The 14,743-nt window shown below is 71.7% G+C and carries 15 protein-coding genes and 1 pseudogene; 13 read left to right on the top strand and 3 right to left on the bottom strand.

The genetic code is table 11. The features are described 5' to 3' along the window. The first annotated feature begins 13 nt into the window (after positions 1-13). The 6 genes and pseudogenes from IE326_RS07010 to IE326_RS06990 all read left to right on the top strand — a co-directional run bounded on the left by IE326_RS07010 (position 14) and on the right by IE326_RS06990 (position 4,618). Entirely contained in the window at positions 14-901 is an 888-nt protein-coding gene (locus IE326_RS07010) for a DUF5936 domain-containing protein (protein WP_150233077.1), read from the top strand. A gap of 293 nt (positions 902-1,194) precedes the next feature. Continuing rightward, complete coding sequence (locus IE326_RS07005; protein ID WP_229915230.1) at positions 1,195-2,487, top strand: IS256 family transposase; 1,293 nt, start codon at positions 1,195-1,197, stop codon at positions 2,485-2,487. A 27-nt stretch (positions 2,488-2,514) separates the two neighbouring features. Next, positions 2,515-2,682: a Flp family type IVb pilin gene (locus IE326_RS40550; protein WP_229915426.1), complete on the top strand. Its 168-nt coding sequence runs from the start codon at positions 2,515-2,517 to the stop codon at positions 2,680-2,682. A gap of 32 nt (positions 2,683-2,714) precedes the next feature. Further along, positions 2,715-3,368 (top strand): annotated as a pseudogene (locus tag IE326_RS07000) (pilus assembly protein TadG-related protein); the annotation flags it as partial. A 200-nt stretch (positions 3,369-3,568) separates the two neighbouring features. Beyond that, positions 3,569-3,967 (top strand): hypothetical protein, encoded by a 399-nt coding sequence (locus IE326_RS06995; RefSeq protein WP_308440301.1) that lies wholly within the window; start codon positions 3,569-3,571, stop codon positions 3,965-3,967. Positions 3,968-3,976: 9 nt separating this feature from the next. Next, positions 3,977-4,618 (top strand): OmpA family protein, encoded by a 642-nt coding sequence (locus tag IE326_RS06990; protein ID WP_150231236.1) that lies wholly within the window; start codon positions 3,977-3,979, stop codon positions 4,616-4,618. Between the two features lie 21 nt (positions 4,619-4,639). Here the strand turns inward: IE326_RS06990 and IE326_RS40545 are convergent, their stop codons facing one another. Beyond that, entirely contained in the window at positions 4,640-4,939 is a 300-nt protein-coding gene (locus IE326_RS40545; protein ID WP_229915229.1) for a DUF559 domain-containing protein, read from the bottom strand. A gap of 748 nt (positions 4,940-5,687) precedes the next feature. On the opposite strand from IE326_RS40545, the gene IE326_RS06980 reads away from it, so the two are divergent. The 3 genes from IE326_RS06980 to IE326_RS06970 all read left to right on the top strand — a co-directional run bounded on the left by IE326_RS06980 (position 5,688) and on the right by IE326_RS06970 (position 8,519). Continuing rightward, entirely contained in the window at positions 5,688-6,140 is a 453-nt protein-coding gene (locus tag IE326_RS06980) for a DUF7674 family protein (protein WP_229915228.1), read from the top strand. Between the two features lie 39 nt (positions 6,141-6,179). Then, positions 6,180-7,235, top strand: coding sequence for a hypothetical protein (locus IE326_RS06975; RefSeq protein WP_190041076.1), 1,056 nt, complete (start codon positions 6,180-6,182; stop codon positions 7,233-7,235). Between the two features lie 129 nt (positions 7,236-7,364). Further along, positions 7,365-8,519 (top strand): putative hexosyltransferase, encoded by a 1,155-nt coding sequence (locus IE326_RS06970; RefSeq protein WP_190041075.1) that lies wholly within the window; start codon positions 7,365-7,367, stop codon positions 8,517-8,519. Here the strand turns inward: IE326_RS06970 and IE326_RS06965 are convergent. After that, positions 8,491-8,877 carry a DUF192 domain-containing protein gene (locus tag IE326_RS06965; RefSeq protein ID WP_150231242.1) on the bottom strand — a complete coding sequence of 129 codons (387 nt, stop codon included), beginning with the start codon at positions 8,875-8,877 and terminating at the stop codon, positions 8,491-8,493. The genes IE326_RS06970 and IE326_RS06965 overlap by 29 nt on opposite strands. Before the next feature lie 29 nt (positions 8,878-8,906). Here IE326_RS06965 and IE326_RS06960 point away from each other — a divergent pair, with 29 nt between their 5' ends. Beyond that, complete coding sequence (locus IE326_RS06960) at positions 8,907-9,644, top strand: prepilin peptidase (RefSeq protein ID WP_150231244.1); 738 nt, start codon at positions 8,907-8,909, stop codon at positions 9,642-9,644. A gap of 335 nt (positions 9,645-9,979) precedes the next feature. On the opposite strand, the gene mgrA is transcribed toward IE326_RS06960, so the two are convergent. Beyond that, the gene (gene mgrA / locus IE326_RS06955) at positions 9,980-11,017 is read right to left on the bottom strand and encodes an L-glyceraldehyde 3-phosphate reductase (protein WP_150231246.1); all 1,038 of its coding nucleotides are present in this window, start codon (positions 11,015-11,017) and stop codon (positions 9,980-9,982) included. Positions 11,018-11,145: 128 nt separating this feature from the next. Here mgrA and IE326_RS06950 point away from each other — a divergent pair, with 128 nt between their 5' ends. The 3 genes from IE326_RS06950 to IE326_RS06940 all read left to right on the top strand — a co-directional run bounded on the left by IE326_RS06950 (position 11,146) and on the right by IE326_RS06940 (position 14,660). Further along, the gene (locus tag IE326_RS06950) at positions 11,146-11,907 is read left to right on the top strand and encodes an isoprenyl transferase (protein WP_150231248.1); all 762 of its coding nucleotides are present in this window, start codon (positions 11,146-11,148) and stop codon (positions 11,905-11,907) included. Positions 11,908-12,203: 296 nt separating this feature from the next. Then, the gene (phoH2, locus tag IE326_RS06945; RefSeq protein WP_150231250.1) at positions 12,204-13,529 is read left to right on the top strand and encodes an RNA 5'-3' helicase PhoH2; all 1,326 of its coding nucleotides are present in this window, start codon (positions 12,204-12,206) and stop codon (positions 13,527-13,529) included. Between the two features lie 396 nt (positions 13,530-13,925). Beyond that, positions 13,926-14,660 carry an aggregation-promoting factor C-terminal-like domain-containing protein gene (locus IE326_RS06940; protein WP_229915227.1) on the top strand — a complete coding sequence of 245 codons (735 nt, stop codon included), beginning with the start codon at positions 13,926-13,928 and terminating at the stop codon, positions 14,658-14,660. Positions 14,661-14,743 lie beyond the last annotated feature (83 nt).

The raw sequence follows: 14,743 nt of genomic DNA, 5'->3' as shown, positions 1-14,743 counted from the left end.
CGGTGCACCGATGCTGGAACTCGCCCTCGCCCTCCTCGCGGGCCTCTCGGTGGCCGGCTTCGCGTACGGGCTCCGCCTGTACCGCGCCGACGCCCGCCTCCCCGACGACCTCCGCCTCGCCCTGGAGGTCGGCGCCACCCGCACCGGCGCGGTCGACTCCGCCGTCGACCGCCTCGGCATGCGCTGGTCCCCGGCGGTCCTGCGCGGGATGGGCCCCAAACGGGTCGCCGCCGTCCGCCGCCGCATCGACCTCGCGGGCAACCCCGGCGGCCTGACCATCGACCGCTACGGGGCGCGGCGGGCCGTCTACGGCTTCCTCGGCGGCCTCGGCGGCCTGCTCATGCTGACGAAGGGCTCCTACGTCACCGCGGCCCTCCTCTTCGCCTTCGGCGCCTTCTGGACCGAGGTCGGCATCTGGTCCGCCGTCCGCATCCGCAAGGACCAGATCGAACGCACCCTCCCCGACTTCCTCGACGTCCTGGCCGTCGTCGTCTCCGCCGGCCTCGGCTTCCGCCAGGCACTGGAACGGGTCGCGGAGAAGTACGAAGGCCCCTGGTCCGACGAACTCCGCATCACCCTGCGCCAGATGGACATGGGCGTCACCCGCCGGCAGGCCTTCGACGAACTCCGCCGCCGCAACGACTCCGAACAGGTCGCCCAGTTCGTCACCGCGCTCCAGCAGGGCGAGGAGCTGGGCGCGCCCATCGTCGACACGCTCATCCAGATCGCGGAGGACATGCGCCGCACCGACGCGCAGAACGCCCGCCGCAAGGCGGCCAAGGCGGTGCCCAAGGCGACCATGGTCATCACCACGCTCATGGTCCCCGCCACCATGATCCTCCTCGGCGCGGGCCTCTTCCTCGGCACGGGCACGGACCTGGGCTCCATCGCGGGCGAATGAGGCCACCGACGATGAAACTTCCCCCAACTCCCCACGGGCCCGCCACCCCAGGCCCTACCCTGCCGGAGTACAAGGTCCCGCCCAAGACCCGATCTGACGAACCACTCCAGGGACCCTGTGCACCACAGGGACCACGGGCATACCGTGCGACTGCGCAAGCGTCAGACCGCGGAGGGGACCACGATGAACGACGCGCTGCTGAAGGCCCTGACCAAGGCCCGGCTCCACTGGTCGTCCCGGGACGAGGGACTGTAAATCGTTCGGTGTAACTCCCGATCATGGAGGATGCACCGATGACCAGTGAGAACGTGGCCGAGACCGAGATCAGCGAGGCAGACGGGCCTCAGCCGGCGAAGGCGGTGGACGACCGGCTGATCGACGAGCTGGTGTCCCGGGCCCAGGCCGAGGGAGTGCAGCTGACCGGCGAGGGCGGGCTGCTGCAGCAGCTGACGAAGCGGCTGCTGGAGTCCGCCCTGGAGGGTGAGATCACCGACCATCTCGGCTATGACAAGCACGATCCGGCCGGGAAGAACGGCGGCAACTCCCGCAACGGCACCCGGTCGAAGACCGTGCTGACCGATGTCGGGCCGGTGGAGATATCCGTGCCCCGTGACCGGGACGGCTCGTTCGAGCCGAAGATCGTCAAGAAGCGGCAGAAGCGCCTGACCGGGGTGGACGAGATGGTCATCTCGCTGTCTGCGAAGGGCCTGACCACCGGTGAGGTGCAGGCCCATCTCGCCGAGGTCTATGGCGCCGATGTCTCGCGCCAGACGATCTCCACGATCACCGACAAGGTCCTCGACGGGATGGCCGAGTGGCAGAACCGGCCCCTCGACCCGGTCTATCCGGTGGTGTTCATCGACGCGATCCACGTGAAGATCCGCGACGGAGCCGTCGCCAACCGGCCGATCTATGTGGCTCTGGCCGTCACTGGGGAGGGCCGGCGCGAGATTCTGGGCTTGTGGGCCGGGGACGGCGGTGAGGGCGCCAAGCACTGGATGCACATCCTGACCGAGATCAAGAACCGCGGCGTGAACGACGTCCTCATGCTTGTCTGCGACGGGCTGAAGGGCCTGCCCGACGCGGTCGAGACCGTCTGGCCGAGGACGGTCGTGCAGACCTGCGTGGTCCACCTGCTGCGGAACTCCTTCCGCTATGCAGCCCGCCAGGACTGGGACAAGATCGCCAAACTCCTCAAGCCCGTCTACACCGCCGCGACCGAGGAGGCCGCGCTCGAACGGTTCGCCGAGTTCGCCGACACGTGGGGAAGGAAGTATCCGGCGATCGTCCGGCTCTGGGAGAACGCGTGGGAGGAGTTCACGCCGTTCCTCCGCTTCGACACCGAGATCCGCCGCATCGTCTGCACCACGAACGCGATCGAGTCGGTGAACGCCAGGATCCGGCGGGCGGTCAAGGCCCGCGGACACTTCCCCAACGAGACCGCCGCCCTGAAATGCATCTACATGGCGATCATGTCGCTCGACCCGACCGGCAGGGGGCAGACCCGCTGGACCCTGCGCTGGAAGACCGCTCTGAACGCCTTCGACATCACCTTCGACGGCCGGCTCTCCGCAGTCCGACAGTAACCCCAACCACCCTCGTTACACCGTTCGATTGACAGACCCCGGGACGACCGGGGGCAGACGGCGGTGGAGTATCTGGGGATCATCGTGGTGGTGGTGGCGATCGTGATCGCGATCACCGGTACGGACATCGGGACTTCGATCCTGAACGCGATCCGGGAGAAGATCAGCGACATCACAGGCGGTGGCGGCACGTAAGGCGTGCCTCGGGGGACGAGGGCCAAGCTTTCCCCGCTTATGTGGTGGTAGTCGCGGGGATCCTGTTCCTGGCTTTCGTCTACTTTGCTGTCGGGCAGGCATCAATGCTTCGCAACGGAGTTCAGACCGCTGCCGACGCAGCGGCTCTCGGAGCGGCTCAGGACGCCCGTGACCAACTCCTGGAGGGTTGGCTCGAAGTGATAGATGATCCCGCCCTGTGGCAGCGGTTCGTCCGAGGTGATCAAGAGGGGTACTTCGAGGGACGGGCCTGTCAGAGAGCCGCTGCGCTCGCGGCCCTCAACGATGCCGAGCTCCGGCCCGGAGAGTGCATAAGAGTGGACTCAGGCTTCACGGTGACCGTGCAAACCAGGGGGACGGTTGGAGAGTCGATCGTCCCAGGAACGGACGGGCAGCACGCCACGGCCACGGCCACGGCGGTGATCGAGCCGCTGTGCAAGTTCGACCCATCCGAGTCAACCTCTGAACCGACTATCGATCTGAGCACCCCACCACCTTCTGGACCGGACCCTTCCGGCACGCCGTCCGAAGAACCTGAGAAAGAGGATTCCACACCGATCTCGACCCTCATTTGTGACGGTGAGGAATGGGAGATCGACCTGGAATCCCCTGTACTTCCCGGGGCGGATGACCTCTTCCGCGTTCGACTGACCGGCGACGACGAGTAAAGGAAGCGCACTTCATGAACGTCTCGCATATGAGAGGGGGGTTCATCGCCCTCGTGGTCTCGGCCTCTTTGTTCGTCGCAGGTTGTGGTGCCGACGAAGGCCCCAAGGCATCGCAGAAGCCTGCCGGGGCGACCCAGTCTTCTCAGCAGCCCACCCCGACCCTGGCCGAGCAGAGCACCGAGGCACCGACAGAAGATCCGGTGGAGCCTCTGGTCATCGTCAAGGGCCGGAAGGGAGTGGAGGTGGTGATCGAATCTGCGGAGCGCGACGCGGGCGGCTTCCTTACGATCAAGGGGCGGCTTTCGAACCCCTCCGGTGAGTCGGTCGTCCTGCCGGGCGAAATGAGGGGCAACGAGACGGAGGTCGTGAAGCACGGCCTGTCCCTCGGCGGTGCCACCCTCGTCGACTCCGCAGGAAAGAAGCGCTACTACGTCCTCCGTGACACCGACGGCCGCCCCCTGACGACCACGGGGCTCGACAGTCTCGGCCCCGGCAAGTCCACCGCCGTCTTCCTCCAGTTCCCCGCACCCCCCGCCTCCACCACCGAGGTCTCGTTCCAGCTGCCCACCTTCGAACCCGCCACGCTCAAGCTCTCCTGAGGCGACGTGATGACGACGACGACAGCAGGACGACGACACAGACTGGCCGCTCTCGCGGTGGTGGTGATCTTGGTGGGTCCGGTGGGGCCGGTCGGGTCGGGAAGCGCGTTCGCGGACGATCCGCCGGGCAGCACCTCTTCCTCCCCGCCGCCCGCCATCGACGCGAACTCCCCGAACCTGATGCTGCCGGACGGTGCGACGCTCGCGCCCGCGAAGGTGCTGGACATCAAGCAGATCGTGGAGGAGGAGGGCGGGGAGCAGCGGCGGGAGGACACGAACGTCGACGTGACGTTCGCGCTCCAGGCGGAGGTGCTGTTCGCGAAGAACAGCGCGAAGCTCGGTCCCGCCGCGACCGCCCGGATCAGGGCCATCGCGAGCGAGGTGCGGACGCAGGGTTCGGGGCGGGTGAGGGTGTTCGGGTTCACGGACAACCTGGGGACGTACGAGCACGGGCTCAAGCTCTCCAAGGAGCGGGCGGTCGCCGTGCAGCAGGTGCTGGCGCGCGAGCTGGACCCGGGGACCGCGTACGACATCCGGGGCTACAGCGAGGACTATCCGATCGCCGACAACCGCACCGAGGAGGGCCGGAAGAAGAACCGCCGGGTGGAGATCTCCTTTCCCCGTACGGGCGGGGGCGCGCTGAAGGGCTGAGGGCCGGGGCCGAGAAGGGGTTCAGGCGGGTGCGGCCGCCCGTTCCGCCAGGGCCGTGCGGATCGTCGCCGTCACGCGGTCGGGGCGGGTGAAGACCTCGCGGGCCGTGAAGCGGAGGACCCGCCGCACCTCGGGGCAGGACTGGAGCGCGTCGTAGCGGGCGATGTCCCGTTCGTGGGCCGCGCGGCTGCCGTGGTACGCGTAGCCCTCGATCTCCACCGTCAGGTCCGGCCGCCGGAAGAGGAAGTCCGGGCGGAGGACCTGTCCCCGGGGCGTCCGCAGCGGCGGCCGGCACTCGGGGGCGAGGGCCGCGTCGGCCATCCGCAGCCGGGCGACGGTCTCGGCCGGCGAGCCCGCGGCCGGGTCCGCCAGCCGGAGCCAGGTCCGGGCGCGCGGCGCCCCGGGCCGCCAGTTGCGCGGCCAGTTCCTCGTACCGGACCGGCGGTTCCCTCCGTACGCTCTCCACGACCCTGCGGGAGAGCGCCGAGTCCGCCACGGTCACCGCCTCCTCCCGGCTTCCGGCGGCCCGTATCAGGTCGGCGGCCGTCCGCGCGGCCGTCGTCCGCAGGCCCCACCGCAGACAGACGTCCTCGGGCGGGAGGGACGCCCGGGACGCGGCCGTCCGCGGCGGTCCGGGCGCCAGGAGCTCGATCCGGTGCAGGCGCGCCGCCGCGGCGTGGCCGCACACCCGCCGCGGGCTCAGCAGTTGGAGCGCGGTCTCCCGGACCCGCCAGGCCGTCTCCTTGCCCGGCGCCGCCCACGCGCCCCGGCAGATCCGCTGCCAGCCGTCCCGCCGCGAGCGCCCAGCCGGTGAGCAGCACCCCGCCCCGGGCGAGGGCCGTCGGCTCGCCTCCGGCCGCGTCGCCCCTCGCCGACCCGTACACCGTCGATTCGTACATATGCGCAACGATCCACGGAAGGGCGACACTTCGCACCCCTTGTGGAAAACCCGCTGAAAGTTGTCCCCAGGAAAGCGCAAAAGTGTCGGGACAGGATCCCGGGGGAGGAGCATTCTGGATCGAAACGACACGACACCACGCCACCACCACGCTCCGGGGCAGGGCCGCCGATGCAGCACACCAGTCCTCCGACCAACACCCCCACCATCCCCGCCACCTCCACCGTCCCCGCCACCTCCGCCCCCTCCGCCACCCCCCTCACCCCCGCCGATCCGCCCGGCGTTCAGCTCGTCCACGACCTCCTCCTCCACGTCCCCGCCTTCCGGGGCGCCTACGAGAGCCACGTCTTCCGGCAGGGCGGGGTCCTGCCGCACGTCTTCTTCTGGGACGTCGTCCAGGGGACCGTCCGCTCCTTCCTCGCGGACGACGCGGCGCCCGACTGGCGCCGGACCCTCGACTTCCTGGAGGAGCGGAGCAGCCGCGGCGACAGCGACGTCGACGAGGTCATCGTGACGTCCTTCCTCGGCGACCTGCCGTCCCCGCAGGAGCCCGGCCACGGGATCGTCCGGCAGCTCGGACCGGTGATGTCCGCCAAGTTCCTCCGGATAAGGCCGGGTGGCTGAACGGCGCTTCGTCCGCGGGCAGTTGGGTATCGTCCTGGGGTGCTGAGCGATGACGACGTCCTGGCGGCCGTGCGGCGCGACCTCAAGGAGGCCGGTGCCTCCGGCGCTGCCTTCCCCGCCCAGGGCGCCCGGGTCACCCGGCACCTCCTCGTCGAGGGCGAGATCGTCCGCTGCGTGGAGACCCGCGAGGAGGCGCCCCGCTTCCGCCAGGGTTCCGTCGACCTGTCCGGCCGGCCCGAGTACGAGGACCTGGCCCGGCACCCCTTGCCCGCTCCCCGGGACCCGGCGGTCGCCTCGACCCTGAAGCTGGTGCGGCGCGGTTCGGTCGACGCGAGGCTGTGCACCTGCGGCAACGGCCGGGTGCGCTGCGAGCGCTGCCACGGCGCCGGCGACCTGGCCTGCCGGAAGTACGTCCCCTGCGAGCGCTGCCGGGGGCTCGACAGCTGCCTGGACTGCGAGGGCACCGGCCGCCGCGCCCGCAAGGCCGACCGGCCGAAGCCGGACGAGGAGACCGCGGAGCGCGTCACCTGCCGGAAGTGCGGGGCGGCGGGGGCGGCCTGCGCCGGGTGCCGGGGGAGCGGCCGGGAGCGGTGCGCGGAGTGCGGCGGGTCCGGCTCCCGGTCCTGCCCCGACTGCGGAGAGACGGGCACCGTCCCGCACGACCACTGCGGCGGCACCGGCCGGTACGTGCGGTGGACCGAGGGCGTCATAGCCCGGAAACCGCTCGTGGACGCGATCAGGGAGTCCTCCTCCCTGCCGGACCGGAGCTTCGGCTGGGCCGACCGGCCCGGCGACTGGACCCGCGTCGAGGCGGAGGGCCCGGCCGCCGTCCCCGGCGACGACGCCGACCTCGTCGCCTGGCTGGAGCCCCGGCTCCAGCCGCACGCCGGGGAGGTGGGCCGCCGCGTCAGCCTCCGCCACCTGACGCTGGCCCGCGTCACGCACGCCGACCACCCCCACCGGGTGTACTACGTGATCGCCGGGCCCGACGGCCCGCGCGTCCTGTCCCGCCGCTCCCCGCGCCGCAAGCGCCAGTACGCCGCCGCGCTCCTCCTCCTCGCCCTCCTCGCCACGGCCGCCGTCCTCCTCACCTAGCCACGGCCCGGGGGCCGGCAGCCGGGGGCCGGCAGTCACAGCCACGGTCCGGCAGCCATCGCCGGGGCCGGGGGCGGGCAGCCACAACCGGGAGGAGAGGCGAGCGCGGCCCCTCGGGATAATCGCCGCATGCCCCCGCCGACCACCCCCTCCCCCCTCTCCCTCTCCCCCCTCTCCTCCCTCCCCGCCCCTTCCACCCGGCCGTCCCCCCTCCTCCTCGCCCTCGGCGGTTACGCCGCCACCCGGCTGCTCGGGCTGCTCGTCCTCGCCGCCGCGGCCGCCGCGAGCGGCAAGGACGGCTTCCACCGGCTGAGCGGGCGCTGGGACTCGGTCTGGTACGCGCGGATCGCCGAGCACGGGTACGGCTACCAGGTCACGCTCCCGAACGGGGACGTCCACTCCGACCTGGCGTTCTTCCCGCTCCTTCCCGCCCTGGAGCGGGCCCTGTCCGCCGTCTCGCCGCTCGACGCGGCCGGCGCCGGGCTGCTGGTCTCCTGGGCGGCCTCGCTCGCCGCCGCCTGGGGGATCTTCCGCTGCGGCGAACACGTCGTCTCGGCGCGCGCCGGGGTCGTGCTGGCGGTGCTGTGGGGGGCGTACCCGACGGCGTTCGTGCAGTCGATGGCGTACACGGAGACCCTGTTCACGGCCTCGGCCGCCTGGTCGCTGTACGCGGTGCTGCGCGGGCGCTGGGTCCTCGCCGGGCTGCTCTGCGCGCTCGCGGGGCTCACCCGGCCCACCGCCGCCGCGCTGATCGCGGCCCTCGGGATCACCGCCGCCGTGACCCTCGTACGGGAGCGGCGGCTGCCCGCGCGGACGGTCGCCGGAGTGCTGCTCGCGCCCCTCGGCTGGCTCGGGTACGTCACGTACGTCGGGGTCCGCGAGGGGAGGTGGTCCGCCTACTTCGACGTGCAGGCGGCCTGGGGCAACTCGATCGACGGCGGCGTCGCCCTCGCCCGCTTCGTCCTGGGGCTGCCCCGGCCGGCCGGCCTCGGCCTGGGCGCGGCGCTCGCGCTCCTGGCGTGGCTCGTCGCCCTCTGCGTGCGGCAGCGGCAGCCGCTGCCGCTGCTCGTGTACACGGTCGGCGTCGTCCTGCTCTCGCTGGTCGGCGCCGCGTACTTCGGCTCCCGGCCGCGCCTGATGATGCCCGCCTTCGGGCTGCTGCTGCCGCCCGCCGCCGCGCTCGCCCGGCTGCGCGCCCGGGCCGCCGCGCCCGTGCTGGCCGGTCTCGCGACGGCCTCCGCGGCGTACGGCGCCTTCACCCTGCTGGGCTCGGGTCCGCCGTGACCGTCAGCCGCGTCCCGGGCCGCAGCCCCCAGCCGGCCATGGCGCCCGCCTCCGCCTCCAGGACGTGCCGGGAGCGCGGCCGGAGCGCGCCGAGCCGGCCCGGCCGCATGGTGACCACGGACAGCACCGTGAACGACCGGTCCAGGTGGGCCACGTCGATCGGGAAGCGCATGCCGAAGGTGTGCACGCTGTTCGCCGGGGTGAGGAGCAGCGCCCCCGCGATCCCGTCGCGGCCGAGCAGCCCGCGCCGCCGCGCCCGGTAGGACGCGGCCACCTCCAGCGCGACCACCGGCCCCCCGGCCCCCGCCACCGTCAGCGTCCCCGTCCCGTCCCGCAGACCCCGCAGACTCCGCCCCATGCGTCCGACCTTAGACCTAAGGTCGCCCCGTGCACGCCTCGCTGATCGTCCTCGCCGCCCTCTGGGGAACCGCCGCCGGACTGCTCGTCCCGCGCGCCGCGTACCGGCTCGCCGTGCCGCCCGAGGAGCCCTGGCGGGAGCTCTGTCCGGCCGGGCACGTCCTCGCCGGTCCGGCGGGCGGCTGGCTCGGCGGGCCCGGCCGGGCCGGATGCGCGACGACCACCGCCCCGCTCGCCGCGCCGCTGCTCACCGCCGCCGTCTGCGCCCTGCTGGCCGCCGCGACCGGCGGGCCGCGCCCGGAGCTCGCGGTGTGGCTGCTGGCCGCGCCCTTCGGGACGCTGCTGGCCTGCGTGGACGTCCGGGTGCAGCGGCTCCCGGACGGGCTGACGCTGCCGCTCGCGGCCGCCGTGCCGCTGCTGCTCGGCGCGGCCGAGCTCCTCCCGTACGACGCCGGTTCCTGGCGCCACGCGCTGCTCGGGGCGCTCGCCCTCGGCGGCGGCTATCTCGCCCTGCACCTGATCAGCCCGCAGGGGCTGGGCTTCGGCGACGTGAAACTGGCCCTGCCGCTGGGCGCCGCCCTCGGCTGGTACGGCTGGGGCGTCCTCTTCACCGGCGCCTTCCTGGGCTTCCTCCTCGGCGCGCTCTACGGCTTCGGGCGCGTCCTGCTGCGCCGCGCGGCCCGCTCCTCCGCGATCCCCTTCGGCCCCTTCATGCTGGCCGGCGCGCTGCTGGGGCTCGCCCTCGGCGCCTTCACCGCCGTGCCCTGACCCCCGCCGGACGGTGCGGACGCCGGGCCGACGTCAACGGGGGAGCGGCGCCGGAGGTTCCCCCGTGGGAGGGACGGAAGTCCGCCGCCACGCCGGGCACAAAACCGCCACAAGGGCTCGGAGCCCTTGTGGCGCTTGGGGTCCGGCGAAAACCACCCCCTTTATCGGCCGCGCGTGGCACGCGGCGCGACTGGCGAAGGGTTATGGTGGAACCCCCCCCTCGGGCCGGTCCGTATCCCCCCCACGGACCGGCCCGTTTTTCTTCTCCTCCCGGTGTCGGCCTTCCGGTGTGTCGGCCTTCCGGCGTAGACCTTCCGGCGTCGACCTCCCGGGCGTCAGCCCCGGCGGGCCCAGATGTTGGTGCCCTCGGTGTCGACGGCGAAGGAGTCGATCTCCTTCAGCTCCTCGTCGGTGAGCGGGGCGGAGGCCAGCGCCGCCACGTTCTCCTCCAGCTGCGCCACGCTCGACGCGCCGATCAGGGCCGAGGTCATCCGCGGGTCCCGCAGCACCCACGACAGCGCCAGCTGGGCCAGCGACTGCCCGCGCCGCTCCGCGATGTCCGCGAGGCCGCGCAGCCGCCGCAGCACCTCGTCGGAGAGCAGGTTCGGGTCGAGGGACTTGCCCTGGGTGGCCCGGGAGCCCTCCGGGATGCCCTTCAGGTACTTGTTGGTGAGCAGGCCCTGCGCCAGCGGCACGAAGGCGATGCAGCCCATGCCGGCCGTCTCCAGGGCGTCGAGCAGGCCGTCGTCCTCGATCCAGCGGTTGATCATCGAGTACGAGGGCTGGTGGATCAGGGCCGGGACGCCCATCTCCTTCAGGAGCCGCGCCGCCTCGGCGGTCTGCTCCGCGTTGTACGAGGAGACGCCGACGTACAGCGCCTTGCCCTGCTGGACCGCGGAGGCGAGCGCCCCCATGGTCTCCTCCAGCGGGGTCTCCGGGTCGAAGCGGTGCGAGTAGAAGATGTCGACGTGGTCGAGGCCCATCCGCTTCAGGGAGGCGTCGAGCGAGGACAGCAGGTACTTGCGGGAGCCCCACTCGCCGTAGGGGCCCGGGTGCATCTCGTAGCCGGCCTTGGTCGAGACGATCAGCTCGTCCCGGTAGGGCGCGAAGTCCTGGGCGAAGATCTTGCCGAAGTTCAGCTCGGCGGAGCCGGGCGGCGGGCCGTAGTTGTTCGCCAGGTCGAAGTGGGTGACGCCGAGGTCGAAGGCGCGGCGCAGGATCGCCCGCTGGGAGTCGAGCGTGCGGTCGTCGCCGAAGTTGTGCCAGAGGCCGAGGGAGACGGCCGGGAGCTTGAGCCCGCTGCGGCCCGAGCGCCGGTACTCCATGGAGTCGTAGCGCTCCGCTGCGGCGCGGTAGAGAGGGGAATCAGTCACGTATCTCTGCTTATCACGGACTTGTGACAGTCCCGTACGGAGTTGTGACACGCCCGGAGTGGGACCCTTCATCCGTGCGCAGTAGTGTGGCGGCTTGCGAACCGCCCGCCCATGGAGGGTAAAGAACAGTGAACCTGCGCGACCTGGTGTACGGGCTCTACGCACGCCGGGTGGAAGGCCGACTCGACCACGATCAGGTGCCCAAGCACATCGGCGTCATCCTCGACGGGAACCGTCGGTGGGCCAAGGCGTCCGGCGGGACGCCCGAGCAGGGGCACAAGGCCGGCGCGGACAAGATCCAGGAGCTGCTCGGCTGGTGCGCCGAGACCGACGTCGAGGTCGTCACGCTCTGGATGCTCTCCACGGACAACCTGAACCGCCCCGAGGAGCAGCTCGTGCCGCTGCTCGGGATCATCGAGAACGCCGTGCGCGCGCTGGCCGCCGACGGCCGCTGGCGGGTCCACCACGTCGGCACCATGGACCTGCTTCCGGCCCGCACCCAGACGGTCCTCAAGGAGGCCGAGGAGGCCACCCGCACCAACGCCGGGATACTGGTCAACGTCGCCGTGGGCTACGGCGGCCGGCAGGAGATCGCGGACGCGGTCCGCTCGCTCCTCCTCGACCACGCCGAGCGCGGCACCAGCTTCGAGGAGCTGGCCGAGACCGTCTCCATCGACCTCATCCAGGAGCACCTGTACACGCGCGGGCAGCCCGACCCGGACCTGGTCATCCGCACCAGCGGCGAGCAGCGCCTGTCGGGGTTCATGCTCTGGCAGAGCGCGCACTCCGAGTACTACTTCTGCGAGGTCCACTGGCCGGCCTTCCGCAAGGTCGACTTCCTCCGGGCGCTGCGCGACTACGCCGCCCGGCACCGGCGCTACGGCTCCTGAGCCGAGCCCCCCTCAGGTCCCGGGGAAGTCACCGGACGTTCATGAACACGCCGTCGCCCGCCGTGGCATGGCGAGGAGTTTTCGAGGGCATAAGCCTGGTGAAGTGAGCGGCACGGAGACCGCCACCCGGGAGGCCCCTTGCACCAGGACGACCGTGCGGGTGACGTACGGGAGAAGCGGAGGGCCGGTGTTCGGCCCGCGCTGGGCGGTCCGATCCCGGTCCCATTCCGCCGCGACAAGGGTTCCACCGTCGCACCCCGGCCTCATACGGGTCTTCTGAGGGGGTCTGTCCTTCCGTGGTGACCAGCACGAAGCGCCGTCTTTCCGACCGGCGCACCTATGTTCTCGACACCAGCGTCCTGCTCGCCGACCCCAAGGCGATGTCCCGCTTCGAGGAGCACGAGGTCGTGCTCCCCATCGTGGTGGTGACCGAGCTGGAGGCGAAGAGGCACCACCCCGAACTCGGGTACTTCGCCCGGCAGGCGCTGCGCCTGCTGGACGACTTCCGGATCCGGTACGGACGCCTGGACGCCCCCCTGCCCATCGGGGACCTCGGCGGCACGCTGCGGGTCGAGCTCAACCACTCCGACCCCTCCGTCCTGCCGGCGGGCTACCGGCTGGGGGACAACGACTCCCGGATCCTCGCGGTCGCGCGCAACCTCCAGGCGGAGGGCTACGACGTGACGGTGGTCTCCAAGGACCTGCCGCTGCGCATCAAGGCGTCCTCGGTGGGCCTGCTGGCCGAGGAGTACCGGGCCGAACTGGCCATCACGGACGCCAACGGCTGGACCGGGATGTCCGAGCTGGCCCTCTCCGCCGAGCAGGTCGACCTGCTCTACGACCAGGAGCGGCTGTACGTCCCCGAGGCGTCCGAGCTGCCCGTGCACACCGGCCTGGTGCTCCAGTCGGAGCGCGGCAAGGCGCTCGGCCGGGTCGGCGCGGACGGGAACGTGCGCCTGGTCCGAGGCGACCGGGAGGCGTTCGGCCTCCGGGGCCGCAGCGCCGAGCAGCGGATCGCGCTCGACCTGCTGCTCGACCCGGAGGTCGGGATCCTCTCGATGGGCGGCCGGGCCGGCACCGGCAAGTCGGCGCTCGCGCTCTGCGCGGGCCTGGAGGCGGTCCTGGAGCGCCGGCAGCACCAGAAGGTGATGGTCTTCCGGCCGCTGTACGCGGTCGGCGGCCAGGACCTCGGCTATCTGCCGGGCAGCGAGTCCGAGAAGATGAGCCCGTGGGCGCAGGCGGTCTTCGACACGCTCTCGTCGGTCGCCGGCCGCGAGGTGATCGAGGAGGTGCTGTCCCGGGGGATGCTGGAGGTCCTGCCCCTCACCCACATCCGGGGCCGCTCCCTCCACGACGCCTTCGTCATCGTCGACGAGGCCCAGTCGCTGGAACGGAACGTCCTGCTGACCGTTCTGTCCCGTATCGGGGCGAATTCGCGGGTGGTGCTCACCCATGACGTGGCCCAGCGGGACAACCTGCGGGTGGGGCGCTACGACGGAGTCGTCGCCGTGGTCGAGAAGCTGAAGGGGCATCCGCTCTTCGCCCACGTCACGCTGACCCGCTCCGAGCGGTCCCCGATCGCGGCGCTGGTCACCGAGATGCTGGAGGACAACCACCTGTAGGGCCGTCCGGGGTTTTTGTACCCTTTCGCTCCCGTACGGGAGTTGGCGCCGCCCGGCGAAGCGCAGGAGCTTAGCCGGGCGGCGTCCCCATGTCCGCAACATCCGTCAAAACACCTGCCTCCACCGGGGTGTGAGCTTTCACACGCAACATGGAATTGCCTTGCGGCGTCCGCGTCCGGCAAAGTCTTGCTTCCGTCAGGCCCCGCATACGGCACCCGTGCACCTCCGTTCACCGGAGTCACACCGCAGCACCGCACAACTCCACAATCGACGCCGTATGCCGCCCACTGCACCACGGGCCCGTGTCTTCTGTGACCCGGTACGACGAAGACCAGCGCCAGGGGCACGATTTCGCCCGCGTGGTCACCGCTGCGGGCGATGCTGGAAGGAAACCGTGTGAGCCGGATCTCGGTCCGGGGATTCGCGGTGGCGTCTGCCACTGCGGTCACCACCGTCGGCGCCGTCGTCGGAGTTGCCACGGGCAACGCCGCACAGGCCACCTCTGACGACAATTTCGAGGCCGCCGCGGCCGACAGCACGCTGCTCGCGGACATCCCCGCGGGCGCGCAGGCCCAGGTACAGGTCGCCTCCCTCGCGGAGCAGGCCGACGTCCAGGCCGCCGCCGCGGACGCCACCGTGCGCAAGGCCGCCGAGGAGCAGGCCCGCTTCAAGGCCGCCGAGGACGCGGAGGCCAAGAAGAAGGCCGCTGACGAGAAGGCCGAGCAGGAGAAGAAGGAGAAGGAGCGCGCGGAGCGGGAGGCCCGCGAGAAGGCGGAGGCCGAGCGCGCCAGCCGCGACGCCGTGCGCGACGCGTCGAGCTTCTCCGCCCAGGGCTCCTACACGGTCTCCGAGGTCAAGGCGATGGCCCGGCAGATGATCCCGGCCTCGCAGTTCCAGTGCTTCAGCAACATCGTGGACCACGAGTCCACCTGGAACTATCGGGCGCAGAACCCTTCCTCCGGCGCCTACGGCCTCGTCCAGGCGCTGCCCGGCTCCAAGATGGCCTCGGCCGGCGCCGACTGGCAGACCAACCCGGCCACCCAGATCAAGTGGGGCCTCAGCTACATGAACGGCCGCTACGGCAGCCCCTGCGGCGCCTGGTCGTTCTGGCAGGCCAACCGCTGGTACTAGACCGGCGCCCGCTCAACCCCGGGAAGCCCCGCACCGTCCTACGGTGCGGGGCTTCCTGCGTGTAGGTTGCCAGGGACCGAGCG

The organism is Streptomyces filamentosus (assembly GCF_014654895.1).
GTDB classification, from domain to species: Bacteria; Actinomycetota; Actinomycetes; order Streptomycetales; family Streptomycetaceae; genus Streptomyces; species Streptomyces filamentosus.
The sequence above is the reverse complement of the archived record's forward strand: the minus strand, read 5'-3'. Positions and strand labels throughout refer to the sequence as shown.